23 protein-coding genes and 1 riboswitch are annotated in these 21,237 nt (G+C 73.3%); of the genes, 13 read left to right on the top strand and 10 right to left on the bottom strand.

Going from position 1 to position 21,237, the window contains the following annotated elements; all coding sequences use genetic code 11:
- Positions 1-50: 50 nt before the first annotated feature.
- From ACH4N1_RS00360 to ACH4N1_RS00350, 3 genes are all read left to right on the top strand, one after another.
- Positions 51-551, top strand: a complete 501-nt coding sequence (locus ACH4N1_RS00360) for a DUF5304 domain-containing protein (RefSeq protein WP_398093402.1) — start codon at positions 51-53, stop codon at positions 549-551.
- Positions 552-649: 98 nt separating this feature from the next.
- A complete protein-coding gene (locus tag ACH4N1_RS00355; protein ID WP_398093401.1) occupies positions 650-1,603 on the top strand; it encodes an ROK family glucokinase in 954 nt (317 codons plus the stop codon).
- Between the two features lie 116 nt (positions 1,604-1,719).
- Positions 1,720-2,475, top strand: coding sequence for an endonuclease/exonuclease/phosphatase family protein (locus tag ACH4N1_RS00350; protein ID WP_398093400.1), 756 nt, complete (start codon positions 1,720-1,722; stop codon positions 2,473-2,475).
- Between the two features lie 139 nt (positions 2,476-2,614).
- Here the strand turns inward: ACH4N1_RS00350 and ACH4N1_RS00345 are convergent, their stop codons facing one another.
- Entirely contained in the window at positions 2,615-3,238 is a 624-nt protein-coding gene (locus ACH4N1_RS00345; protein ID WP_398093398.1) for a hypothetical protein, read from the bottom strand.
- Positions 3,231-4,010 carry an alpha/beta hydrolase gene (locus tag ACH4N1_RS00340; RefSeq protein ID WP_398093396.1) on the bottom strand — a complete coding sequence of 260 codons (780 nt, stop codon included), beginning with the start codon at positions 4,008-4,010 and terminating at the stop codon, positions 3,231-3,233. Before ACH4N1_RS00340 ends, ACH4N1_RS00345 begins: the two co-directional genes overlap by 8 nt.
- Before the next feature lie 237 nt (positions 4,011-4,247).
- On the opposite strand from ACH4N1_RS00340, the gene ACH4N1_RS00335 reads away from it, so the two are divergent.
- From ACH4N1_RS00335 to ACH4N1_RS00325, 3 genes are all read left to right on the top strand, one after another.
- A complete protein-coding gene (locus tag ACH4N1_RS00335) occupies positions 4,248-5,036 on the top strand; it encodes a lysophospholipid acyltransferase family protein (protein WP_398093395.1) in 789 nt (262 codons plus the stop codon).
- Between the two features lie 94 nt (positions 5,037-5,130).
- Positions 5,131-6,366 carry a MacS family sensor histidine kinase gene (gene macS / locus ACH4N1_RS00330; RefSeq protein WP_398093394.1) on the top strand — a complete coding sequence of 412 codons (1,236 nt, stop codon included), beginning with the start codon at positions 5,131-5,133 and terminating at the stop codon, positions 6,364-6,366.
- The gene (locus ACH4N1_RS00325) at positions 6,363-7,040 is read left to right on the top strand and encodes a response regulator transcription factor (RefSeq protein ID WP_366062735.1); all 678 of its coding nucleotides are present in this window, start codon (positions 6,363-6,365) and stop codon (positions 7,038-7,040) included. Before macS ends, ACH4N1_RS00325 begins: the two co-directional genes overlap by 4 nt.
- Before the next feature lie 273 nt (positions 7,041-7,313).
- Here the strand turns inward: ACH4N1_RS00325 and ACH4N1_RS00320 are convergent, their stop codons facing one another.
- Both ACH4N1_RS00320 and ACH4N1_RS00315 read right to left on the bottom strand, forming a co-directional pair.
- Positions 7,314-9,203: an anthranilate synthase family protein gene (locus ACH4N1_RS00320; RefSeq protein ID WP_398093392.1), complete on the bottom strand. Its 1,890-nt coding sequence runs from the start codon at positions 9,201-9,203 to the stop codon at positions 7,314-7,316.
- A gap of 105 nt (positions 9,204-9,308) precedes the next feature.
- Positions 9,309-9,365: a trp operon leader peptide gene (locus tag ACH4N1_RS00315; RefSeq protein ID WP_078912442.1), complete on the bottom strand. Its 57-nt coding sequence runs from the start codon at positions 9,363-9,365 to the stop codon at positions 9,309-9,311.
- Between the two features lie 96 nt (positions 9,366-9,461).
- Between ACH4N1_RS00315 and ACH4N1_RS00310 the strand changes: the two genes are divergently transcribed.
- Positions 9,462-10,814, top strand: a complete 1,353-nt coding sequence (locus ACH4N1_RS00310; protein ID WP_398093390.1) for a class II 3-deoxy-7-phosphoheptulonate synthase — start codon at positions 9,462-9,464, stop codon at positions 10,812-10,814.
- A gap of 157 nt (positions 10,815-10,971) precedes the next feature.
- Positions 10,972-11,196 carry a bacterioferritin-associated ferredoxin gene (locus ACH4N1_RS00305; protein WP_398093389.1) on the top strand — a complete coding sequence of 75 codons (225 nt, stop codon included), beginning with the start codon at positions 10,972-10,974 and terminating at the stop codon, positions 11,194-11,196.
- Positions 11,197-11,291: 95 nt separating this feature from the next.
- On the opposite strand, the gene bfr is transcribed toward ACH4N1_RS00305, so the two are convergent.
- A complete protein-coding gene (gene bfr / locus ACH4N1_RS00300; RefSeq protein ID WP_398093387.1) occupies positions 11,292-11,771 on the bottom strand; it encodes a bacterioferritin in 480 nt (159 codons plus the stop codon).
- A 174-nt stretch (positions 11,772-11,945) separates the two neighbouring features.
- Between bfr and ACH4N1_RS00295 the strand changes: the two genes are divergently transcribed.
- Positions 11,946-12,578, top strand: coding sequence for a sulfite oxidase-like oxidoreductase (locus ACH4N1_RS00295; protein WP_363087197.1), 633 nt, complete (start codon positions 11,946-11,948; stop codon positions 12,576-12,578).
- A gap of 73 nt (positions 12,579-12,651) precedes the next feature.
- Here the strand turns inward: ACH4N1_RS00295 and ACH4N1_RS00290 are convergent, their stop codons facing one another.
- The 5 genes from ACH4N1_RS00290 to thiO all read right to left on the bottom strand — a co-directional run bounded on the left by ACH4N1_RS00290 (position 12,652) and on the right by thiO (position 17,904).
- Entirely contained in the window at positions 12,652-13,530 is an 879-nt protein-coding gene (locus tag ACH4N1_RS00290) for a deoxyribonuclease IV (RefSeq protein WP_398093385.1), read from the bottom strand.
- 131 nt (positions 13,531-13,661) lie between these two features.
- Positions 13,662-15,596, bottom strand: coding sequence for a Stk1 family PASTA domain-containing Ser/Thr kinase (gene pknB, locus ACH4N1_RS00285; protein WP_398093384.1), 1,935 nt, complete (start codon positions 15,594-15,596; stop codon positions 13,662-13,664).
- 149 nt (positions 15,597-15,745) lie between these two features.
- Positions 15,746-16,540, bottom strand: a complete 795-nt coding sequence (locus tag ACH4N1_RS00280) for a thiazole synthase (RefSeq protein WP_398093382.1) — start codon at positions 16,538-16,540, stop codon at positions 15,746-15,748.
- A gap of 3 nt (positions 16,541-16,543) precedes the next feature.
- Positions 16,544-16,744, bottom strand: coding sequence for a sulfur carrier protein ThiS (thiS, locus tag ACH4N1_RS00275; protein WP_382787300.1), 201 nt, complete (start codon positions 16,742-16,744; stop codon positions 16,544-16,546).
- Positions 16,741-17,904: a glycine oxidase ThiO gene (gene thiO / locus ACH4N1_RS00270; RefSeq protein WP_398093380.1), complete on the bottom strand. Its 1,164-nt coding sequence runs from the start codon at positions 17,902-17,904 to the stop codon at positions 16,741-16,743. The genes thiS and thiO overlap by 4 nt, the downstream gene beginning before the upstream one ends.
- A riboswitch (TPP riboswitch) is annotated at positions 17,902-18,013 on the bottom strand. It overlaps the preceding gene by 3 nt.
- A 52-nt stretch (positions 18,014-18,065) precedes the next feature.
- Here thiO and ACH4N1_RS00265 point away from each other — a divergent pair.
- The 4 genes from ACH4N1_RS00265 (at position 18,066) to thiE (ending at position 21,051) form a co-directional block, all read left to right on the top strand.
- Complete coding sequence (locus tag ACH4N1_RS00265) at positions 18,066-18,416, top strand: hypothetical protein (RefSeq protein ID WP_398093379.1); 351 nt, start codon at positions 18,066-18,068, stop codon at positions 18,414-18,416.
- A gap of 32 nt (positions 18,417-18,448) precedes the next feature.
- Positions 18,449-19,690, top strand: a complete 1,242-nt coding sequence (locus tag ACH4N1_RS00260; RefSeq protein ID WP_398093378.1) for an NAD(P)/FAD-dependent oxidoreductase — start codon at positions 18,449-18,451, stop codon at positions 19,688-19,690.
- Positions 19,691-19,814: 124 nt separating this feature from the next.
- Complete coding sequence (locus ACH4N1_RS00255) at positions 19,815-20,180, top strand: Rv2175c family DNA-binding protein (protein ID WP_398093376.1); 366 nt, start codon at positions 19,815-19,817, stop codon at positions 20,178-20,180.
- A gap of 223 nt (positions 20,181-20,403) precedes the next feature.
- Positions 20,404-21,051 carry a thiamine phosphate synthase gene (gene thiE, locus ACH4N1_RS00250; protein WP_398093374.1) on the top strand — a complete coding sequence of 216 codons (648 nt, stop codon included), beginning with the start codon at positions 20,404-20,406 and terminating at the stop codon, positions 21,049-21,051.
- The last annotated feature ends 186 nt before the right edge of the window (positions 21,052-21,237 follow it).

Here is a 21,237-nt window from a genome sequence, read left to right as displayed (position 1 = left end):
TCCGCCGTTCGGGTAACGTCGGAGGGACGAACCGTAGTCAGGAGCCCGTCATGAGCGAAGAGATCCCCCCGTCGGACACCGGTGGGCACCGGACCCCCGACGAGGCACCTCGCGCCACCGACGCCGACGCCTGGGCGACCGCCTGCGCCGAGGACATGGCGGCGGAGAAGGCCCGCCGCCGGGCGGAACAGGGCGCGCCCCAGGGATCGGCCGCCGAGGAACTGCGCAGACTCGTCGACACGGTCGCCGACAAGCTCTCCGGCCTCCAGTCCCCGCTGCTCGGCGCGGTCGCCGGACCCGCCGCCCAGCAGGTGGTCCGCCAGGTCGTCCAGCAGGCCAGGGCGGCCGTCGAACCGGTCATCGAGCGCAACCCGGACGTCTTCGACCACCTGGCCGCCGCGGGCGGCGAACTGCTCGCCGCCTACCGCTCCGCCGTCCAGCAGCAGGAACGCCGCTGGACGGCCCGCACCGCCGATCCGCGCGAGGACCCGGCCCACCCCCGCGACGACGACGGGGGCACCGGCCCCGGCCAGCGCATCGATCTCGACTGACGGTCCTGCCCCGCACCCGGGCGGCGCTCGCGCGGTAGTGGCGCCGCCCCCTCGGGTACGGTTGGCCGTAGCGGGGCTCGACCGAAACTGAGGGATTCATGGGACTCACCATCGGCGTCGACATCGGCGGCACGAAGATCGCGGCCGGCGTGGTCGACGAGGAAGGCAACATCCTCTCGACCTTCAAGGTGCCGACCCCGGGTACGCCCGAGGGCATCGTGGACGCCATCGCCTCCGCGGTGGAGGGCGCCCGCGCCGGGCACGAGATCGTCGGCGTGGGCATCGGTGCCGCCGGTTACGTCAACCGCCAGCGCTCCACGGTCTACTTCGCGCCCAACATCGACTGGCGCAACGAGCCGCTCAAGGAGAAGGTCGAGGCCCGCGTCGGCCTGCCGGTCGTCGTGGAGAACGACGCCAACGCCGCGGCCTGGGGCGAGTACAAGTTCGGCGCGGGCAAGGGCCACCGCAACGTCATCTGCATCACGCTCGGCACCGGCCTCGGCGGCGGCATCATCATCGGCAACAAGCTGCGCCGCGGCCACTTCGGCGTGGCCGCCGAGTTCGGCCACATCCGCATGGTCCCGGACGGGCTGCTGTGCGGCTGCGGCTCGCAGGGCTGCTGGGAGCAGTACGCCTCCGGCCGCGCCCTCGTGCGGTACGCCAAGCAGCGCGCCAACGCCACCCCGGAGCGAGCCGAGGTCCTGCTCGCGCTCGGCGACGGCACCCCCGACGGCATCGAGGGCAAGCACATCTCCATGGCCGCCCGCCAGGGCGACCCGGTCGCCGTGGACTCCTACCGCGAGCTGGCCCGCTGGGCCGGCGCCGGCCTCGCCGACCTGGCCTCCCTGTTCGACCCGTCCGCCTTCATCGTCGGCGGCGGCCTCTCGGACGAGGGCGACCTGGTCCTCGACCCGATCCGCAAGTCCTACAAGCGGTGGCTGGTCGGCGGCAACTGGCGCCCGGTGGCGGACGTGATCGCGGCCCGGCTGGGCAACAAGGCGGGGCTGGTGGGCGCGGCCGACCTGGCCCGCGAGCCCGACCCGATCATGTGAGGGCGGCTGTCTGACGCACGACGGTTCCCCGCACCCCTTCGGGGGCGCGGGGAACCACGCCTGCGGCCGCCCGGGATCCCCGCCCCCGCCGGGCGATCAGCCCGTATCGTGACGGCATGGTGACGCCCCCGCCGCTCCCGGAATCCCGTACCGAACCGGACGGCTCCGCCGTGATCCGCGTCCTCGGCTACAACATCCGCTCGATGCGCGACGACACCGCGGCCCTCGCCCGGGTCATCACCGCCTGCGCCCCCGACCTGGTCCTGGTCCAGGAGGCCCCGCGGTTCTTCCGCTGGCGCAAGAAGCTGGCCCGGCTCGCGGCCGCCTCCGGGCAGGTCGTCCTCACCGGCGGCGGCACGGCCGCGGGCCCCGCCGTCCTCTGCTCGCTGCGGGCGAGCGTCGAACGCACCGAGGACGTGCTCCTGCCCCTCACCCCCGGACACCACCGACGGGGCTTCGCCACCGCCGTGGTCCGGTTCGCGGGCACCCGCCTCGGTGTCCTCAGCTGTCACCTCGGCCTGCACGGGGCCGAGCGGTACGAGCAGGCCGGGATGCTCCTCGACCGGCTCGCCGGACTGGGCGTGGAGCACGCCGTCGCGGGCGGCGACCTCAACGAGCGCCCCGGCGGACGCGCCTTCACCCGCCTGACCGCCGCACTCCAGGACTGCCGTACGACGGCCCCCTGGGGCGGCGAGAACACCTTCCCGCCCGACCGTCCGGACCGCCGCATCGACGCCCTCCTCGCGACGAAGGGCGTGGAGGTGCTGGGCTGCGGAGTCCCGCTCGGTCTCCCGGGCGTCACGGACGCGGACCTGAGGGCGGCCACGGACCACCTGCCGGTCCTGGCCGCCCTGCGGGTGCCCGCCGTCTGAACCGACCGCCGGACGCGGGCCGGGGCCGCGCCGTGCGCGCGTCAGGGGCGTCCGCGCCGGGGCCGGCCACGGCGCACCGGCCGGTCCCGGCGCCCCCGGGGTGCCGGGACCGGAGCGGCGACGCGCGGGTGCGCGGTCCTCAGACGACCGCGCCCCGCCCCGGATCCCCGTCGTCCTCGTCGTCCGGGCGCATCCGCATCACCAGCGTGGCGAAGCCGCCCAGGAAGCCGCCGATGCAGATCGTCGTCAGCCACCAGGTCATCTCCCAGCCGAGCAGGATCGCCAGCAGCAGCAGGACCGGACCGCCGATCACCCCGAGCCAGGCGAACTTCGCCGTGGTGTCGGCCTCGGGCAGCGGCGGCGGCTCGGGCGGCACGAAGTGCCCCTCGTCCTCCCCGTCGGGGTCCGCCGCGGCGGGCTCGGCCGGCGAGTGGTCGCGCGGTCCGACACCGGGGGCGAAGGAGACCGAGCTGCCCAGCGGTCCGGCCGGCTTCTTCTCCTCGGCGGGCTCCTCCAGGGGGCCCGCGCCCGAGGGAGCGCCGCCCGCCGGACCCTCGTCGTTGGTCTGCGCTTCCAGGAGCGCCAGGTCCTCGACCGACTTGAACGGCTTGGCGCCCGGCGGGTCCACCGGCTCGTCGCCGTACCCCGCGACGATCGCCGCCCACGCGGCCTCCTCGTCGAAGGGCACACTCTGCTCCGGCTCGTGGTCGCGGCCGTCCTCGCGGTCCTCACGGTCCTCGCGGTCGGAGTCGTGCTCAGCCACCTGCTGTCGTCCCTTCCTTGCCGACACTGGGTGCGAGCCGGCCGATGAACGCGAGAGTCTCCTCGAAGATCCGGTCCGCGTCGTGGTCCAACGTCGCCACGTGGTAGCTCTGTTCCAGCAGGACCTCGGTCACGTCCGTCGACGACACCCGGCTCAGGATCCGGGCGGAGTCGGCGGCCGGCACCACATGGTCCCGCACACTGCGCAGGAGCAGCAGCGGCTGGGTGACCTGCGGCAGCTCGCCGTCGACCATCCGGAGAAAGGCCCGCAGCGAGTGCGCCGCGTGCAGCGGCACCCGGTCGTACCCGATCTCCACCGCCCCCTCCTTCGCGATGTCGCCGGCGACCCCCCTCGTCGTGCGCACGAGGTGACGCGCCACCGGGAGCGCGCGGGCGGACAGACCGTGCACCCGGTTCGCCGGGTTGACGACCACGACGCCCTCGACCGCGTCGCCGTGCCGGGCGGCGAGCCGCAGCGCCAGGGCGCCGCCCATCGAGAGCCCGGCCACGAACACCCGCGCGCACCGCTCCCGCAGGACGCGCAGCTCGCGGTCCACCTCCGCGTACCAGTCGGGCCAGCCGGTGAGCGCCATGTCCTCCCAGCGCGTGCCGTGGCCCGGCAGCAGGGGTACCGAGACGGTCAGGCCGTGCCCGGCCAGATGCCGCGCCCAGGGACGCAGCGACTGCGGGGAACCGGTGAAGCCGTGACAGAGGAGGATCCCTACCTCCCCGCCCTCGCGGCGGTACGGCTCGGCTCCAGGAAGGACCGGCACCTTCGGTCTCCTGTCTTCGTCGTTCTCGATGGGGGCTTCTCGCTGGGGTTTCTCGGTGGAGCCTTCGGTGGCGCTTCTCGACGGGCCTTCCGCGACGGACTTCCGCGACGGACGGACGTGAGGTTCACCGTACGCGACCGCACCGACACCGACCAGGGTCGTCGAAGCCTCGGGCCGCCACTCCGGGTTAAGGTCTGAGCGACACTTACAGGAGGCACTCGGTTGTTGTACGGCGCGATGAAGGTTTCCGTCGGGGGGCCGCTGAAGATGATCTTCAGGCCCTGGGTGGAGGGCCTGGAGAACGTGCCCGCCGAGGGCCCCGCGATCCTGGCGAGCAATCACCTCTCCTTCTCCGACTCGTTCTTCCTCCCCGCGGTCCTCGACCGCAAGGTCACGTTCATCGCGAAGGCCGAGTACTTCACCACGCCCGGCGTGAAGGGCCGGCTGACGGCGGCCTTCTTCAAGGGCGTCGGGCAGCTCCCCGTGGACCGCTCCGGCGCCCGCGGCGCGGGCGAGGCGGCGATCAGGAGCGGGATAGGCGTGCTGGAGCGCGGTGAGCTGTTCGGGATCTACCCGGAGGGCACCCGCTCACCCGACGGCCGGCTCTACCGCGGCAAACCGGGCGGCCTCGCGCGCGTGGCGCTCGCCACCGGCGCTCCGGTGATCCCGGTCGCGATGATCGACACGGAGAAGATCCAGCCGCCCGGTCAGGTGATGCCGAAGATCATGCGGCCCGGCATCCGCATCGGCAGGCCGCTGGACTTCAGCCGCTACCACGGCATGGAACACGACCGTTTCGTGCTCCGGGCGGTGACCGACGAGGTCATGTACGAGATCATGAAGCTCTCCGGCCAGGAGTACGTCGACATCTACGCGACGGCCGCCAAGCGGCAGATCGCGGAGGCGGCGAAGGCCGACAGGGAAGCGGAGAAGGCCGCGAAGGCCGCCCTCGCGCAGGCCGAGAGGGAACAGGCGAAGAAGGAGAAGTCCGAGCGGGACGAGCGGGACGAGCGGGACGAGCCCTAGGGCCTTTCGTCCGGATCAGGTTGGACCAAGGGGCCGCGCCCGGTCCGGGGGAGGACCCCGGCGACGTCGGTCCGGGCTCACGGGGGTGGGGGAAGTGCCCAAGCGCGAGAGAGTCATGAGGATGTCGGTCGAGCTGCCGCTGTGGCGCGCGCTCACCGCCTACCGGGTGCTGACCATGCTGTACGCGGTCGGCCTGTTCGCCGCCGACCACGACGGCTACGACCGGCCCGGCATCGCCGTCGCCTACTTCACCGTCCTGTGCGGCTGGACGCTCGCCACCCTGCCCCGCGTGCAGAACGCGACGGCGTGCACCAAGCGCTTCCTCACCGCCGACCTCCTCGTCGCGCTCGTCGGCATCCTCCTGACCCCGCTGGTCGTCGACGACCGGTACATCCAGGACAACGGTCCCACCCTGCCCTCGATATGGACGGCCGGCTCGGTCCTGGCGTTCGCCATCAAGGGCGGCTGGCGCTGGGCGGTGTTCGCCTCCACACCGGTGGCCGTCGCCAACCTGATCGAGCGCGGCCGACCGGCCCACGACACCGTCCACAACGTCATCCTCGTCTGGGTCGCCTCCATCGCCATCGGTTACGTCGTCGAGGTCGCCCGCGCCTCCGAGCGCACCCTCGCCCGCGCCCTGGAGATCGAGGCCGCGACCCGCGAGCGGGAGCGGCTCGCCCGCGACATCCACGACAGCGTGCTCCAGGTGCTCGCCATGGTGCAGCGGCGCGGCGCGGTCATCGGCGGCGAGGCGGCCGAGCTGGGCCGGATGGCCGGCGAGCAGGAGGTCGCCCTGCGCACCCTGGTCTCCGGCGGTCTCGTCCCGGTCTCCCGGGTGTCGCGGGACGCCGCCGAGGGAGCCGTCGTCGTCGCGGTGGACGAAGACGACGGCGACGGCGACGACGAGGCCGGTCCGGTCGATCTGCGCGCGCTGCTCGCCCCCTTCGCCGCGGCCCGGGTCAGCCTCGCCGAGCCCGGCGCCCCGGTCCTGCTGGCCCCGGCCGCCGCCCGGGAGCTGGCCGCGGCGGTCGGAGCCGCGCTGGACAACGTGCGCAAGCACGCGGGGGAGCGGGCGCGGGCCTGGATCCTGGTCGAGGACGAGCCCGACGCGGTGATCGTGACCGTACGGGACGACGGGCCGGGCATCGCGGAGGGCCGGCTGGCGCAGGCCGAGGGCGAGGGACGGCTCGGGGTCGCCCAGTCGATCCGGGGCCGGCTGCGCGACCTGGGCGGCGGGGCCGAGCTGGTCTCGACGCCGGGACAGGGCACCGAGGTCGAACTGACGGTACCGAAACAGCACGTCAAGCGGGGGAAGGCAGGCACACGATGAGCAGCGGACAGGACCCGATCAAGGTGATGGTGGTCGACGACCACCCCATGTGGCGCGAGGCCGTCGCCCGCGACCTCGCCGAGTCCGGCTTCGACGTGGTCGCCACCGCCGGCGACGGCGAGCAGGCCGTGCGCCGTGCCAGGGCCGCCTCGCCCGACGTCCTCGTGCTGGACCTCAACCTGCCCGCCAAACCGGGCGTCCAGGTCTGCAAGGAGGTCGTCGCCGCCGACCCGGCGCTGCGCGTCCTGGTGCTGTCCGCGAGCGGCGAGCACGCCGACGTACTGGAAGCGGTGAAGTCCGGCGCGACCGGCTACCTGCTGAAGTCGGCGTCCACGGAGGAACTGCTGGACGCGGTGCGCCGCACCGCCGTCGGCGACCCGGTGTTCACGCCGGGCCTGGCCGGACTGGTGCTCGGCGAGTACCGGCGGCTGGCCTCCGACCCCGGCCCGGCACCCGGCGCCGACGAACCGGACGCGCCCCGGCTCACCGACCGCGAGACCGAGGTGCTGCGCCTGGTCGCCAAGGGCCTGAGCTACAAGCAGATCGCCGAACGCCTCGTCATCTCGCACCGCACGGTCCAGAACCACGTGCAGAACACCCTCGGCAAGCTCCAGCTGCACAACCGCGTGGAGCTGGTGCGGTACGCGATAGAGCGCGGCCTCGACGACGAGTGACCCCGCCGCCGGGACACCGGAAGCACCCGGCGGCGCCGGTCGCGGCACCGCCGGGTCCCCGCCGCCGTCGGCACCGGGACCGCCGCCGGCGGGAGCGCGCCGGACAGTCCTAGGGCGTGTCTGACAATTCGCGTCGGATCAGTGCGCGGCGTCTGGTGCGGTGCATCGCAAGGCGGAGGATCGCCCGTGTACTGGATGTACTCGGGTGATCCGACAACGCGGCGAGGTGCCGTGCCAGGCGTCGCGCGCCCGACGGGAATTGTCAGACACGCCCTAGAGCGCCGGCCGCCGCTCGGGCCGGCTGCCGGTGTTCCGCAGCCGAGCCATCAGCTCCCGTACGATCGCCGCCCCGTCCAGCGTCAGCACCGACTCCGGGTGGAACTGCACGCCGGCGAACCCGGGCCCGCGCAGCGCGTGCACCTCCCCGTCCGCGGTCCGGCTCACCTCCACCCCGTGCGCGCTCAGCTCCTGCCGGGCGTCGTCGTCGCACCGCGCCACGAAGCTGTTGTAGAACCCGACGGTCTCCTCCCGCCCGAACAGCTCCACCCGCGTCTGCGCCCCCTGGTACGGCACCTCCTTCCGCACGATGTCCAGCCCCAGCTCCGCCGCGATCAGTTCGTGCCCGAGGCACACGCCCAGCACCCCGTGCCGGTGCTCCCCGACGACCCGCGCGGTCAGCTCCCGCAGGAACCGCATCCGGGGGTCGGCCAGGTCGGACGGATCACCCGGACCCGGGCCCAGCACCACGGGACCCTCGTGCGCGAGCACCGCCGCCCGCAGCCCCGGTTCGTCGTGACGCCGGACGGTGACCTCCAGTCCGGACGAGCGCAGGACGTGCGCGAGCATCGCCGTGAAGGTGTCCTCGCAGTCGACCACCAGGGCGTGCCCGGTCAGTTCCCGGGACCGCTCCCGCATCCGCAGCCAGAACGGCGCCAGCGAGGCCCGGCGGCCGTCCAACGCCGCCCGCACCCGCGGATCGTCGGCCAGCCGGGGCCGCGCCCGCTCGGTCCGCGGCCTTCCCGGCCGGACACCGAGGGCCGTCAGCACGCCCGCCGCCTTGGCGTGCGTCTCCGCGACCTCGCCCGCCGGGTCCGAACCGCGCACCAGCGTCGCCCCGACCGGCACCCGCAGCCGGCCGGCCGCGTCGATGTCGGCGGTGCGGATGAGGATGGGGGAGTCGAGGGTCTGGGCCCCGCCGGAGTCCCGCCCGATCAGCGCCAGCGCGGCCCCGTAGTAGCCGCGCCCGCCGACCTCGTGCCGCTCGATGACCCGGCAGGCGTTCTGCACCGGCGAACCCGTGACGGTCGCCGCGAACATCGTCTCCCGCAGCACCTCGCGCACGTCCATCGAGGACTTCCCGCGCAGCTCGTACTCGGTGTGCGCGAGATGGGCCATCTCCTTCAGCCGCGGTCCGACCACCACCCCGCCCATGTCGCCGACGGTGCACATCATCTTCAGTTCCTCGTCGACGACCATCGACAGCTCCTCGATCTCCTTGCCGTCGGCGAGGAAGTCCAGCAGGTGCTCGGGTGTCGGCCCCCCGTCGGGATAGCGGTACGTCCCGCTGATCGGGTTCATCACGACCGTGCCGCCCGACATCCGCACGTGCACCTCAGGGCTGGCCCCCACCAGCGTCCGGTCCCCGGTGTGCACGACGAACGTCCAGTACGCGCCCCGCTCGCCCTCCAGCAGCCGCCGGAACAGCGCGAGCGCGTCGGCCCTCCCGAATCCCGGGACCGCGCCCTCGTACGTCCGCCGGATGACGAAGTTCGCCCCCTCGCCCCGCCCGATCTCCTCGCGCAGCACCCGTCCGACGATCTCCGCGTACTCCTCGTCGCCGACGTCGAAGCCGCCGCCCTCGACGCGCACCTCGTGCGCGGGGAGCTGCTCCAGCGCCTCGGCGAGCGGGATCTCGTACCGCTCCTCGGGGATCAGGACGGACAGCGGCGTGCCGTCGTCGCGGACGTCGAAGCCGCGCTCGCGGATCTGACGGAACGGCACCAGCGCGAGGCCCTCGTCGGGCAGGTCGGCGAGCCGCTCACGGACGGCGACCGGGCCGACGAGCAGCTCCACGGTGGCGCCGTCCTCGGTGGCCCGGCCCGGCGCCCGGCGGCGCAGCAGGGCGAACGGGCGGGGGTCGGCCAGGAGGTCGAGCAGATGCATGGGTCCGTGTCCTTCTCGGTGGGAGAGTCGACAGGGACGGCCGGGCCCGGAAACACCGAAGGCCGCCCCTGCGGGCGGCCTTCGCGAAGTCTTGCGTACGCGCAGTCAGTGGGCCGCCGGATGAGCGGTCCACCACCAGTTCTGGGTCGAAAGCGCGAACATGCGACGCACCCTACCCCACGCGCACCTGAGCGCCGGGGCGTCTCACCTGTCGAGCCGCACGAAAATCACTCGACACGACCCCGTAATGTGGGATGCGTGACCGTGAACGCTAAGACCAGCGCGAGCGCTGGCAACACCTGGCGAGACCTGCCCGCGGCGCAGCAGCCCGAGTACCCCGACACCGAGGCTCTGCGCGCAGTGATCGCGGACCTCGAGTCGTATCCGCCGCTCGTCTTCGCGGGCGAGTGCGACCAGCTGCGCGCCCGGATGGCGGCTGTCGCCAAGGGAGAGGCGTTCCTCCTCCAGGGCGGCGACTGCGCCGAGGCCTTCGACGCGGTGTCGGCCGACCACATCCGCAACAAGCTCAAGACGCTCCTGCAGATGGGCGCCGTCCTCACGTACGCGGCCTCGGTGCCGGTGGTGAAGGTGGGCCGGATCGCGGGCCAGTACTCCAAGCCGCGTTCCAAGAACACCGAGACCCGCGACGGCGTGACCCTGCCGACGTACCGCGGTGACTCGGTCAACGGCTTCGACTTCAACGAGGCCGCCCGCGTCCCGGACCCCGAGCGCCTGAAGCGGATGTACCACGCGTCCGCCTCGACGCTGAACCTGGTGCGCGCCTTCACCACCGGCGGCTACGCCGACCTGCGCCAGGTCCACGCCTGGAACCAGGACTTCGTGAAGTCGTCCCCCTCCGGCCAGCGTTACGAGCAGCTCGCCCGCGAGATCGACCAGGCGCTCCACTTCATGCACGCCTGCGGGGCGGACCCGGAGGAGTTCAAGACGGTCGAGTTCTACGCCTCCCACGAGGCGCTGCTCCTCGACTACGAGTCGGCCCTCACCCGCGTCGACTCCCGTACCGGCCGCCTGTACGACGTCTCCGCGCACATGGTGTGGATCGGCGAGCGCACCCGCCAGCTGGACCACGCGCACATCGAGTTCGCCTCGAAGATCCGCAACCCCATCGGCATCAAGCTCGGTCCGACGACGACGGCCGAGGAGGCGCTCCAGTACATCGAGCGCCTCGACCCCGACCGGGAGCCGGGCCGGCTGACCTTCATCGTCCGCATGGGCGCCGACAAGGTCCGCGACAAGCTGCCGGAGCTGGTCGAGAAGGTCACCGCCTCGGGCGCGACCGTCGCCTGGGTGACCGACCCGATGCACGGCAACACCTTCGAGGCGGCCTCCGGCCACAAGACCCGCCGCTTCGACGACGTGCTCGACGAGGTCAAGGGCTTCTTCGAGGTCCACAAGGCCCTCGGCACCCACCCCGGCGGCATCCACGTCGAGCTGACCGGCGACGACGTGACCGAGTGCGTGGGCGGCGGCGACGAGATCTTCGTCGACGACCTCCACCAGCGCTACGAGACCGCCTGCGACCCGCGGCTCAACCGCAGCCAGTCGCTCGACCTGGCGTTCCTGGTCGCGGAGATGTACCGGGACCAGTAGCGGCCGGTGACGTGGCGGACCGGCGACCGGTTCGCGCGTCGCGGAACCCGAAGTGGGGCGCGGATCACATACGATCCGCGCCCCATCTCCCTTTTGCGGCCTCTGGGCGCCGGGTAAGGTTAGGTAAACCTAATCGATCTCGGCGGGAGGTGTCCGCGTGTACGTCTGCAGCTGCTTCGGAGTGACGGAAGCGCAGGTCCAGCAGCACGCGGACGGCGGCGCCTGTACGCCTCGCCAGATCGCCTCCGCCTGCAAGGCGGGCACGGACTGCGGCTCCTGCGTCCGCCGCATCCAGGCGATCCTCGGCCGGGGCGCCGCCCCGCGCCGTGACCTGGCCGGCGAGGGCCGGCCGGTCCTCGCCGCACTCGACGAAGCCGCCTGAGCGCCTGAGGGTTCCCGCCGGGCCTTCCCGGCCCTCCCGGTTCTCGCCGGTTCCCCCTGGGGTCGTCCGCCGGGTCCCGGCCCTCCCGCCGCGTCTCAGCTCTCCGGCTGCTCGATCAGCTGCGCGATGTACAGCGCCTCGCCGAGCTTCTCCACCAGGTCCAGCTGGGTGTCGAGGTAGTCGATGTGGTGTTCCTCGTCCTCGAGGATCGCCTCGAAGAGGTTCGCGGACGTGATGTCGCCCTTCTCGCGCATCACCTTGATCCCGCGCTTGAGGCGGTCGATCGCCTCCACCTCGACCTGCCGGTCGGCCTCGAACATCTCCTTGACCGTCTGGCCCACCCGCACGTGGAACAGCCGCTGGTAGTTCGGCAGGCCGTCCAGGAGCAGGATCCGGTCGGTCAGGAGCTCCGCGTGCTTCATCTCGTCGAACGACTCGTGCCGCGTGTATTTCGCGAGCTTCGTCCAGCCGAGGTTCTCCTGCATCTTCGCGTGCAGGAAGTACTGGTTGATCGCGGTCAGCTCGCCGGTGAGCTGCTCGTTGAGGAACTCGAGGACCTCGGGGTCGCCCTGCATCGCAGAGGCTCCTTCCGCACGGGGATTCGGGAGGTTGCCGCCGCATGATGTCACCGGCGCGTAAGATCGTCCAGTAAGTGCGCACTTACCAAATTGGCCCATGTTTGGTGTCGCTTGTCCGATTCTGGTCATGCCTGGTCATTCGCACCGGCCGTGGTCTGTCAGGATGGAGTCATGGGTCATCCGGTGGAGCGAGAACCAGGAGAAGCAGCAGCGTCCGAGCTTCCGCCGGGGCAGCGACTTCAGCGGGGCTGGCCTGTCACCCACTACGGTCCGGTGCCCAAGTTCCGGCCCGAGCGCTGGGAGTTCAGGGTCTTCGGCGGCACCGCCGACGGTGACAAGCGCTGCTGGACCCACGAGGAGTTCACTGCCCTTCCGTACGCCACCGTGGTGGCCGATCTGCACTGCGTGACGAAGTTCAGCATGCTCGGCGCCGAATGGGGCGGCGTCCCGGCCCGGACCATCCTGGAGGCCGTGCCGCCCGCCGCCGACGTCACCCACGTCATGGTGTGGGCGGAGTACGGCTTCAGCTCCAACCTGCGGCTGTCGGACTTCGCCGCCGAGCACACCCTCTTCGCCACCCACAAGGACGGCGAACTGCTCACCGCCGAGCACGGCTTCCCGGTGCGCCTGGTCGTGCCCCACCTCTACGCCTGGAAGGGCCCCAAGTGGGTCCGCGGTGTCGAGTACATGACCGCCGACCGCCGCGGCTTCTGGGAGGAACGCGGCTACCACAACATCGGCGACCCCTGGAAGGAACAGCGCTACTCCTACCAGGAGGAGCCCGGGGACGGCCCCGAACTCTGAGCCCCGGCGTCCCCGGCGTCCCCGGCGTCCCCGGCGTCCCCGGGGCGTCCGGTCACCGCTTCGGGAGGGCGGATCAGCCGTCCCGGAGTTTCTTCAGCCGCTCCACGTCCGCCGCGTGCCCCTCCCTGCCGCCGGGCGTCTCGATCACGAGCGGTACGCCCGCGGTCGCCGGGTGCGTCATCAGCGCGCGGAACGGATCCTCGCCGATGTGACCCGCGCCGATGTTCTCGTGCCGGTCCTTGTGGGCGCCCACCACGTCCTTGGAGTCATTGGCGTGGACCAGCTTCAGCCGGCCCTCGCCGACCGTGTCCACCAGCAGGTCGAGGGTCTGGTGCATGCCCGCCGGACCGGTCAGGTCGTGCCCGGCCGCGAAGACGTGGCAGGTGTCCAGACAGACGCCGAGCCTCGGATGGGCGTCGAGCGCCTCGAAGTACGGCCCGAAGTCCCAGGTCCGCGAGCAGAGCGAGGCGCCCTGCCCGGCCGTCGACTCCAGCAGCAGGAACGGGTCGTCGTCGTGGGTCAGCTCGTCCAGCAGGGGCAGCAGGTACTCCCGGACCTGCTTCAGGGCCACCCCCCGGTCCCGCCCGCCCGTCGCGCTCCCCGTGTGCACGACCACGCCCAGCGCGCCGATCGCCCGCGCCCGGCGCAGCGAGTGCCGCAGGGACTCCACCGACCGCTGGGCCGTCGCCTCGGTGTGCGAGCCGAAGTTGATCAGGTACGGAGCGTGCACGTACGCCGGGATCGACCCCGCCGCGCAGGCCTCCCGGAACGCCTCGTCCTGCGCCGGGTTGCCCGCCGGGGTGGCCCAGCCGCGCGGGTTGGCGACGAAGACCTGGACCGTCTCGGCCTCGAGGTCATGGGCGTAGGACATGCCCACGGAGTGCAGACCGCCGGCCACCGGGACATGGCCGCCGACGGGATTGCGGGAGGGGAAGGGGGACGCGGAACTCACCCGTTCAGGGTGTCATGCCCCCGGCGCCCCCCGGTCAGCGGAGGGCGCTCGCTCCCGTCGCGCGGGACGGGCCTCCCGGTCACCGGAGTGCGGTCGGGCGGCACCGTCACTGGAGGCGGTCGGGCGGCACCTCACCGGATGGTGATCGTGATCGTCGATCCCTTGGGGGCCGTCTCGCCCCCGTCCACGGACTGGCTCTTGACCGTGTCGCCGAACAGGCCCAGCAGGCCGCGGTCCTCGTCCACCTCGAAGCCGGCCTTCTCCAGCTCGGCCTTGGCGTCGTCGACGCTCGCGCCGACCACGTCCGGGACCTCGACCATCTCCGGGCCCTTGGACAGGGTCAGCGTCACCGTGTCGCCGTCGGCGACCTCCTCGTCCGCGCCCGGCGACTGGGCGGCGACCTGGCCCTTGTCGAACTCGGAGGTGACCTCCTCGGTGGAGACCTTCACCTCCAGGCCGGCCTCCTCCAGTTCGGCCCGCGCGTCGTCCAGGTCCTGGCCGGTGACGTCCGGGACCTCGATCGGGCTGCCCTTGCTGACGACGAGGGAGACCGCCGAGCCCGCCCGCCGCTCGGTGCCGGCCTGCGGGCTGCTGCTGATCACGAAGCCCTTGAGGACGTCCTCGCTGAACGCCTCGGTGACTAGGCCGGGCTCCAGTCCGTCCGTCTTCAGCAGTTCCCTGGCCTTGTCCAGCCGCGAGCCCTTCACGTCCGGCACCTTCACCGTCTCGGGGCCGTCGGAGACGGTGAGGGTCACCGAGTCGTTGGCGCGGATGCGGGCGCCCGGCTCCGGGTCCGTGCTGACGACGGTGCCGCGCTTGACCGTGTCGCTGTAGGCGTGCTTCACCTCGCCGACGTCCAGCCCGGCCGCCTCCAGCCGCTCCCTGGCCTGCGCCTCGGTCTGGGTGAGGACCGCCGGGACCTTGGTGAACTGGCCCGAGTTGATGTACCAGACGCCCGCGCCGACGCCGAGCACCAGCAGGACGGCGGCGACGACCGCGACCAGCTGGCGGCGGGGCCGCCCGGAGCGGCGCCGGGGCGGCGGGGGCTCCGCCGCGAACCGGGACGTCCGGTTCATCGGGTCCCCGTCGCCGCCCTGCTCGTCCTCGTCGACGGGCAGGGGGCGCGGGACCGTGAGCGAGCGCGGGATCACGCTGGTGCGGTCCTCGGCGATGTCGCGGTCCGCCGACAGGGCCTGCGGCGGCAGCGCGTCCAGCTGGGCCTCGTCGAGCGCGGCCCGCGCCTCGCGGACCTGCGCGAGCAGGGCCACCGCGTCCGCCGGACGGACGTCGGGGGTGCGGGCGGTGGCCGAGGCCACCAGCTCGTCCAGCGCGAACGCCATACCGGGGACGGCGGCGGAGGGCGGCGGCACGTCCTCGTGGAGGTGCTTGTAGAGCACCACGGCGGGGGTGTCGCCGTCGTGCGGCTTGTCGCCGGTCAGCATCTCGTAGAGCACGACCCCGCAGGCGTAGACGTCCACGCGGGCGTCGGTGGTGCCCTGCTCCATCTGCTCGGGCGCGAGGTAGGCGACGGTGCCGAGGACGGCTCCGGTGGTGCTGGTCACGGTGTCCACGGACCTGACCAGGCCGAAGTCGGCGACCTTGACCCGGCCGTCGTCCCCTATCAGCACGTTCTCCGGCTTCATGTCCCGGTGCACGAACCCGGCGCGGTGCGCGGCCCCGAGCGCGGCGAGAACCGGCTCCAGGATGTCCAGCGCGGCCCGCGGCTGGAGGGCGCCGCGCTCGCGCAGCACGTCCCGCAGGGTGCAGCCGGCGACGTACTCCATCGCGAGGTAGACGTACGACCCGTCGGTCCCCTGGTCGAACACCTGGACGACGTTCGGGTGCGCCAGCCGGGCCACGGACTTGGCCTCGCGGATGAAGCGCTCGACGAAGGAGGCGTCGGCCGCGAGGGCCGGGTGCATCACCTTGAGCGCGAGGACGCGGTCCAGGCGGGTGTCCACGGCCCGGTAGACCGTGGCCATCCCGCCGACCGCGATCCGCGCGTCCACGCGATAACGCCCGTCGAGCACCTGCCCGACCAGAGGGTCCTGAAGGGTCGTGTCCACGCAGGCGAGTCTACGAGCCCGCACCGGCACCCCTCACCGCTCACACCGGTATCGCAGCGGGACTGAAGCGGACCTGTGACGAGCGGCACGACCGCCGGCGGCGCCCGGCCCTCCCGGGCGCGGTGCGGGCAGGCGGGTGGGAGGCGCCGTCAGAAGGCCGGCCGTTCCGGGTCGAGGGCGGCGCGGCCCTCCCCCGGCGACGACGCCTGCGCGAAGTGACGGCGGGGAATGCGGCCCGCGAGCCGGGCCAGCCTCCCCGCCTCCACGGCCCCCCGCATCGCCCGGGCCATCAGCACCGGCTCCTGCGCCCGCGTCACCGCCGACGCCAGCATCACCCCCGCGCACCCCAGCTCCATCGCCAGCGCCACGTCCGACGCCGTACCGGCGCCCGCGTCCAGGATCACCGGCACGCGCGCGTGCTCGACGATCAGCTGGAAGTTGTGGGGGTTGCGGATGCCCAGCCCGGACCCGATCGGCGAGCCCAGCGGCATCACCGCCGCACACCCGACGTCCTCCAGCTTCCGCGCCAGCACCGGATCGTCGTTCGTGTACGGCAGCACCGTGAACCCGTCGTCGACCAGCGTCTCCGCCGCGTCCAGCAGCTCGACCGGATCGGGGAGCAGCGTCCGCTCGTCGGCGACGACCTCCAGCTTGACCAGGTCGGTCCCCAGCGCCTCCCGTGCCAGCCGTGCCGTCAGGACCGCCTCCCCGGCCGTGAAGCACCCCGCCGTGTTCGGCAGCACCCGGATGCCGAGCCGTTCCAGGACCGACAGCACGGACCCGTGCACCGAGGGGTCCACCCGCCGCATCGCGACGGTGGTCAGCTCGGTGCCGGACGCGGCCAGCGCCCGCTCCAGCACCTCCAGGCTGGGCGCGCCGCCCGTCCCCATGATCAGGCGGGACGAGTACGCCGTACCGCCGAGGACGAAGGGATCGTCGGCCATGGCTCAGCCTCCCTGGACGGCGGTGAGGACTTCCACGCGGTCTCCGTCGGAGAGGGCGGTGGCGGACCACCGCGCGCGGGGGACGACGGTCTCGTTGAGGGCGGCGGCCACCCCGGAGGACGCCGGCGTCAGGGACCGTACGACGCTGTCGAGGGCCGTGCCGGGAGCGACCTCGCGCCGCTCACCGTTCACCGAGATCTTCATGCGGTCTGCTCCGAGTGGGCGGCGGCGTGGAAGCGCCGGGGGGTGAAGGGACGGGCCTCGTCGGGGAGTTCGCCGGTGGCCAGCGCGTGCGCCAGCGCGTCCCCGGTGACCGGTGCCAGCAGTACGCCGTTGCGGTAGTGCCCGGTCGCCAGCAGCAGACCGTCCAGTCCGGTCGGCCCGAGCAGCGGCGCGTTGTCCGGCGAGCCGGGACGCAGCCCCGCGCGGGTCTCGGTGAGCGGCAGCTCGGTGATCCCGGGAACCAGCTCGTGGGCGTCCCGCAGCAGCTCGTACACGCCGCCCGCCGTCACCGTCGTGTCCCAGCCCAGCTCCTCGCTCGTCGCCCCGACGACCAGCTCGCCGTTCTCGCGCGGCACCAGGTAGACCTGGCTGCCGCGCACCACGGCCCGGACCGTCCGGGTCAGGAACGGCGCGTACCGCCGCGGCACGGTCAGCCGCAGCACCTGCCCCTTCACCGGCCGCACCGGCGGCAGCACCTTCGCCGGGACGCCCGCGAGCCGCCCGCTGAGGCTGCCCGCCGCGAGCACCACCTGCCGCGCCGCGAGCGTCGTGCCCGCGCGCGTGCGCACTCCCGCGGCGCGCCCGGCCGACACCGTCAGCCGCTCCGCCCAGTCGCGGTGGACGGCCACGCCCGTCCGCTCACAGGCGGCCACCAGCGCCCCCACCAGCCGCCGCGGATCGATCTGGTGGTCCCCGTCCACCCGCAGCCCGCCCCGTACCCCGGGCGCGAGCATGGGCTCCAGCCGCCGGCACTCCCGCCCGGACAGCCACTCCGAGGCCAGCCCCGACCGCCGTTGCAGGGCGTGGAGTTCCCGCAGGTGGGCGCGGTCGTCGGCGTCCAGCGCGACCGCGAGGGTCCCGGAACGGCGGTAGCCGAGGTCGTGACCGGTCAGTTCGGTCAGCTCGGCCGCGAAGTCCGGGTAGCGGCGGGCCGATTCCAGGTTCAGGCCGAGCAGTGTCTGTTCGCCGTAGTGCAGTTCCGAGACGGCGGCCAGCATCCCGGCCGCCACCTGCGCGGCCCCGCCGCCCGGCTCGGGATCCAGCACCGCCGTGGCGAACCCGCGCTGCGCGGCCCGCCACGCGGTGACCAGCCCGATGATGCCGCCCCCGACGACGAGGACGTCCGAATTGCCTGAGGACATGGGCGTCCAGCCCCTCCCTTCGCCGGCATGACCCGGATCAGGTTCGTACGGTCGGAGGCCGCCAGCCTCCCTCTCAGCCCGGTGCGTCCGGGCTCCCGCGAGTGCTCTAGGTTGGCCACCCTAGCCCCCCGTCCTCCGTCTCAGTAAGGGAGCCTCCCTCCGTGGCCCGTTCGCTCGACGGCCTGGTCCTGGCCCCGGTGGCCGACCAGGCCCCCGGTCAGGTCGGCACCCGCACCCGCTTCACGTACCGCGAACGCGACGGCGTCGTCTGGGCCGACTACGCGGGCGGCGACGTCGTCCGCGGGCATCTCGTGGGGACCCGGCGGGGGGACCGGCTGGACTTCCGGTACGTCCAGCTGCGGCACGACGGGACGACGTCGTCCGGGCACTGCGTGTCCACGGTCGTCGAGCTGCCCGACGGGCGGCTGCGCCTCGACGAGACCTGGGAGTGGGAGTCGCGGGCCGGCAGCGGGACCAGCGTGGTGGAGCAGATCACCGAGCGGGACGGCTGACTGACGGCACGTCAGCTGTCTAAGGTGATCGGGTGAGCGAGCAGACGCGGGAAGAAGACGGGCGGGCGGCGCGACGGGTGGTCGTCGTCGGCGCGGGGATGGCCGGGGTGCAGACCGCGGTCGCCCTGCGCGAACAGGGCTTCGACGGCACGGTGCTCGTCGTCGGCGCCGAACCCCACCAGCCCTACGACCGGCCCCCGCTGTCCAAGGCCGTCCTGCTCGGCAAGGCCGAGCACTCCGCCTTCGACGTCGACTTCGAGAGCCTCGACGTCGAACTCCGGCTCGGCAGCGAGGCCCTCGGCGTGCGCCCCGCCGACCACGAACTCGACACCGAGTCCGGGCCCGTCCCGTACGACGTCCTCGTGCTCGCCACCGGCGCCGAACCGATCCGGCTGCCCGGCGCCGAGGGCGTCCCCGGCGTCCACCTGCTGCGCACCCTGGACGACGCCGAACGGCTGCGGCCGGTGCTCGCCGCCCGTCACGACATCGTCGTCGTCGGTGCCGGCTGGATCGGCGCCGAGTTCGCCACCGCCGCACGCGAGGCCGGCTGCGCGGTCACCGTCGTCGAGGCCGCCGACCGGCCGCTGGCCGGTGCCCTGCCCGCCGACGTCGCCGCCGCGATGACCGCCTGGTACGCCGACAGCGGCGCCGAACTGCGCACCGGCACGCGCGTGCGGCGCGTCGAGCCCGGCGCGGTCCTCCTCGACGACGGGACCCGGCTGCCCGCCGATGCCGTCGTGGTCGGCATCGGCGCCCGCCCCGCCACCGCCTGGCTGACCGGCTCGGGCATCGAGCTGGGGCCGCACGGCGAGGTCGTGGCCGACGCGGGCCTGCGCACCTCCCTGCCCGACGTGTACGCGGTCGGCGACTGCGCGTCCTTCCCCTCCGGGCGGTACGGCGAGCGCCTCCTGGTCCACCACTGGGACAACGCCCTCCAGGGCCCGCGCACGGTCGCCGCGAACATCCTCGGCACCGCCGGCGGGGAGGCCCCCGCGGTCTACGACCCGGTCCCGTACTTCTGGTCGGAGCAGTTCGGCCGCTTCGTCCAGTACGTCGGGCACCACAGCGGCGCCGACACCACCCTGTGGCGCGGCGACCCCGCCGGACCGGCCTGGACGGTCTGCTGGCTGCGCGACGACCGCCTGGTCGCCCTGCTGGCGGTGGGCCGCCCGCGCGACCTCGCGCAGGGCCGCCGGCTGATCGAGTCGGGCACGCCGGTCGACCCGGAGCTGGTCGTGGACCCGCAGCGGCCGCTCAAGACGGCGACGGCCTGACCGGGGCCTTGCGGGGCGCGACCGGTGCTCCGTCCGGAGGACTCCCGCGGCGTCCGGCGGCGCCCCGTCCCCCTCAGGGGAGCCTCGGGTACCGACTGTCGGTCCGGGATGGCAGTCTTGAGGGGTGACCGAGATTGACGCAAAGATCGATGCTCTCGTCCCCGCCTGGCTCACCCTGCCCGACATCGCGGAGATGCTCGATGTCGACGTGACGCGTGTGCGGCAGCTGGTGAAGGAAGGCCAGCTCGTCGCCGTACGCCGTGGTGAGAACAGGGCGCTGCACGTCCCCGCCGCCTTCATCGACGAGGACAAGGTGACCAAGGGCCTGACCGGGACCCTGACCCTGCTGCGGGACGACGGCTTCACGGACGAAGAGATGCTGGAGTGGCTGTTCACGCCCGACCCGTCCCTGCCCGGGACCCCGGCGCAGGCACTGAGCGAGAATCGCGGCACGGAGGTGAAGCGCCGCGCCCAGGCGCTCGCCGTCTGAGCCGGAGATCCGCTCCCCGGATCCGCCGCTCTCCCCGGATCCGCTGATCGGCCGATCCACGGATCCGCCCGTTCACCGATCCACGGATCCGCCGATCCGCTCGGAGATCCGCCGCGCGGATCCGTCGTCAGAACCGCCAGGTGTGCGGCCGTGGTCCGCCGCGGCCGCACACCGCCGCCCCGGGAAAGGCCCGAGGCGCCACCACGCCCCGGGGGACCCACGCATGTCCGACACGGCCCGCTCCCAGCTCGCCGACGCCCGCCTCTACCTCTGCACGGACGCCCGCGAGCGCCAGGGCGACCTGCCGGAGTTCCTGGACGCGGTCCTCGCGGGCGGCGTCGACATCGTGCAGCTGCGCGACAAGGGCATGGAGGCGGCGCAGGAGCTGGAGCACCTCGAGGTGTTCGCCGACGCCTGCGCCCGCCACGGCAGGCTGCTCGCGGTCAACGACCGGGCGGACGTCGCCCATGCCGCCGGCTCCCAGGTGCTCCACCTCGGCCAGGGCGACCTGCCGGTCCTCGCGGCCCGCGCCCTCCTCGGCGACGGCGTGCTGATCGGCCGCTCCACGCACAGTGAGGCGGAGGCGGAGGCCGCGGCCGTCCAGGAGGGCGTCGACTACTTCTGCACGGGCCCGTGCTGGCCCACCCCGACCAAACCCGGTCGCCCGGCCCCCGGCCTCGGCCTGGTCCGCCACACGGCGGCGCTGGGCACCGGGCGTCCCTGGTTCGCGATCGGCGGCGTCGACCTCGGCAACCTCGACGAGGTGCTGGAGGCGGGCGCCCGCCGCGTCGTGGTCGTCCGGGCGATCACGGAGGCCGACGATCCCGGGGCCGCGGCGGCGGAGTTCGCCGAGCGGCTGCGCGCGGTCTGAGCAGGACGCCCGGACGCCGGCCCGTTCACCCGTCCGGCCTCCTCGCCCGTCCCCGTCCCGTCCCTCCCCGTTCCCGCCCCGTTCCCCCGCCGTCCGCCACCCTCTCCCCGGCTCGCCCCCGCCTGTCCAAGGGATGGACAACAAGTCGACAATTCGGGCAAATTTCCGAGTTTCGGTTGGGGGAGG

This window comes from Streptomyces sp. NPDC017202 (assembly GCF_044331705.1).
GTDB lineage: Bacteria > Actinomycetota > Actinomycetes > Streptomycetales > Streptomycetaceae > Streptomyces.
Note: the sequence above shows the minus strand (reverse complement) of the source record. Positions and strands in the feature narration are given on the sequence as shown.

What these genes read in the sequence shown, in the direction of transcription:
- ACH4N1_RS00360 (WP_398093402.1), top strand. Translation starts at nt 51, where the DNA reads ATGAGCGAAGAGATCCCCCCGTCGGACACCGGTGGGCACCGGACCCCC.
- ACH4N1_RS00355 (WP_398093401.1), top strand. Translation starts at nt 650, where the DNA reads ATGGGACTCACCATCGGCGTCGACATCGGCGGCACGAAGATCGCGGCC.
- ACH4N1_RS00350 (WP_398093400.1), top strand. Translation starts at nt 1,720, where the DNA reads ATGGTGACGCCCCCGCCGCTCCCGGAATCCCGTACCGAACCGGACGGC.
- ACH4N1_RS00335 (WP_398093395.1), top strand. Translation starts at nt 4,248, where the DNA reads ATGAAGGTTTCCGTCGGGGGGCCGCTGAAGATGATCTTCAGGCCCTGG.
- ACH4N1_RS00325 (WP_366062735.1), top strand. Translation starts at nt 6,363, where the DNA reads ATGAGCAGCGGACAGGACCCGATCAAGGTGATGGTGGTCGACGACCAC.
- ACH4N1_RS00320 (WP_398093392.1), bottom strand. Translation starts at nt 9,203, where the DNA reads ATGCATCTGCTCGACCTCCTGGCCGACCCCCGCCCGTTCGCCCTGCTG.
- bfr (WP_398093387.1), bottom strand. Translation starts at nt 11,771, where the DNA reads ATGCAGGGCGACCCCGAGGTCCTCGAGTTCCTCAACGAGCAGCTCACC.
- ACH4N1_RS00295 (WP_363087197.1), top strand. Translation starts at nt 11,946, where the DNA reads ATGGGTCATCCGGTGGAGCGAGAACCAGGAGAAGCAGCAGCGTCCGAG.
- ACH4N1_RS00280 (WP_398093382.1), bottom strand. Translation starts at nt 16,540, where the DNA reads ATGGCCGACGATCCCTTCGTCCTCGGCGGTACGGCGTACTCGTCCCGC.
- thiS (WP_382787300.1), bottom strand. Translation starts at nt 16,744, where the DNA reads ATGAAGATCTCGGTGAACGGTGAGCGGCGCGAGGTCGCTCCCGGCACG.
- thiO (WP_398093380.1), bottom strand. Translation starts at nt 17,904, where the DNA reads ATGTCCTCAGGCAATTCGGACGTCCTCGTCGTCGGGGGCGGCATCATC.
- thiE (WP_398093374.1), top strand. Translation starts at nt 20,404, where the DNA reads ATGTCCGACACGGCCCGCTCCCAGCTCGCCGACGCCCGCCTCTACCTC.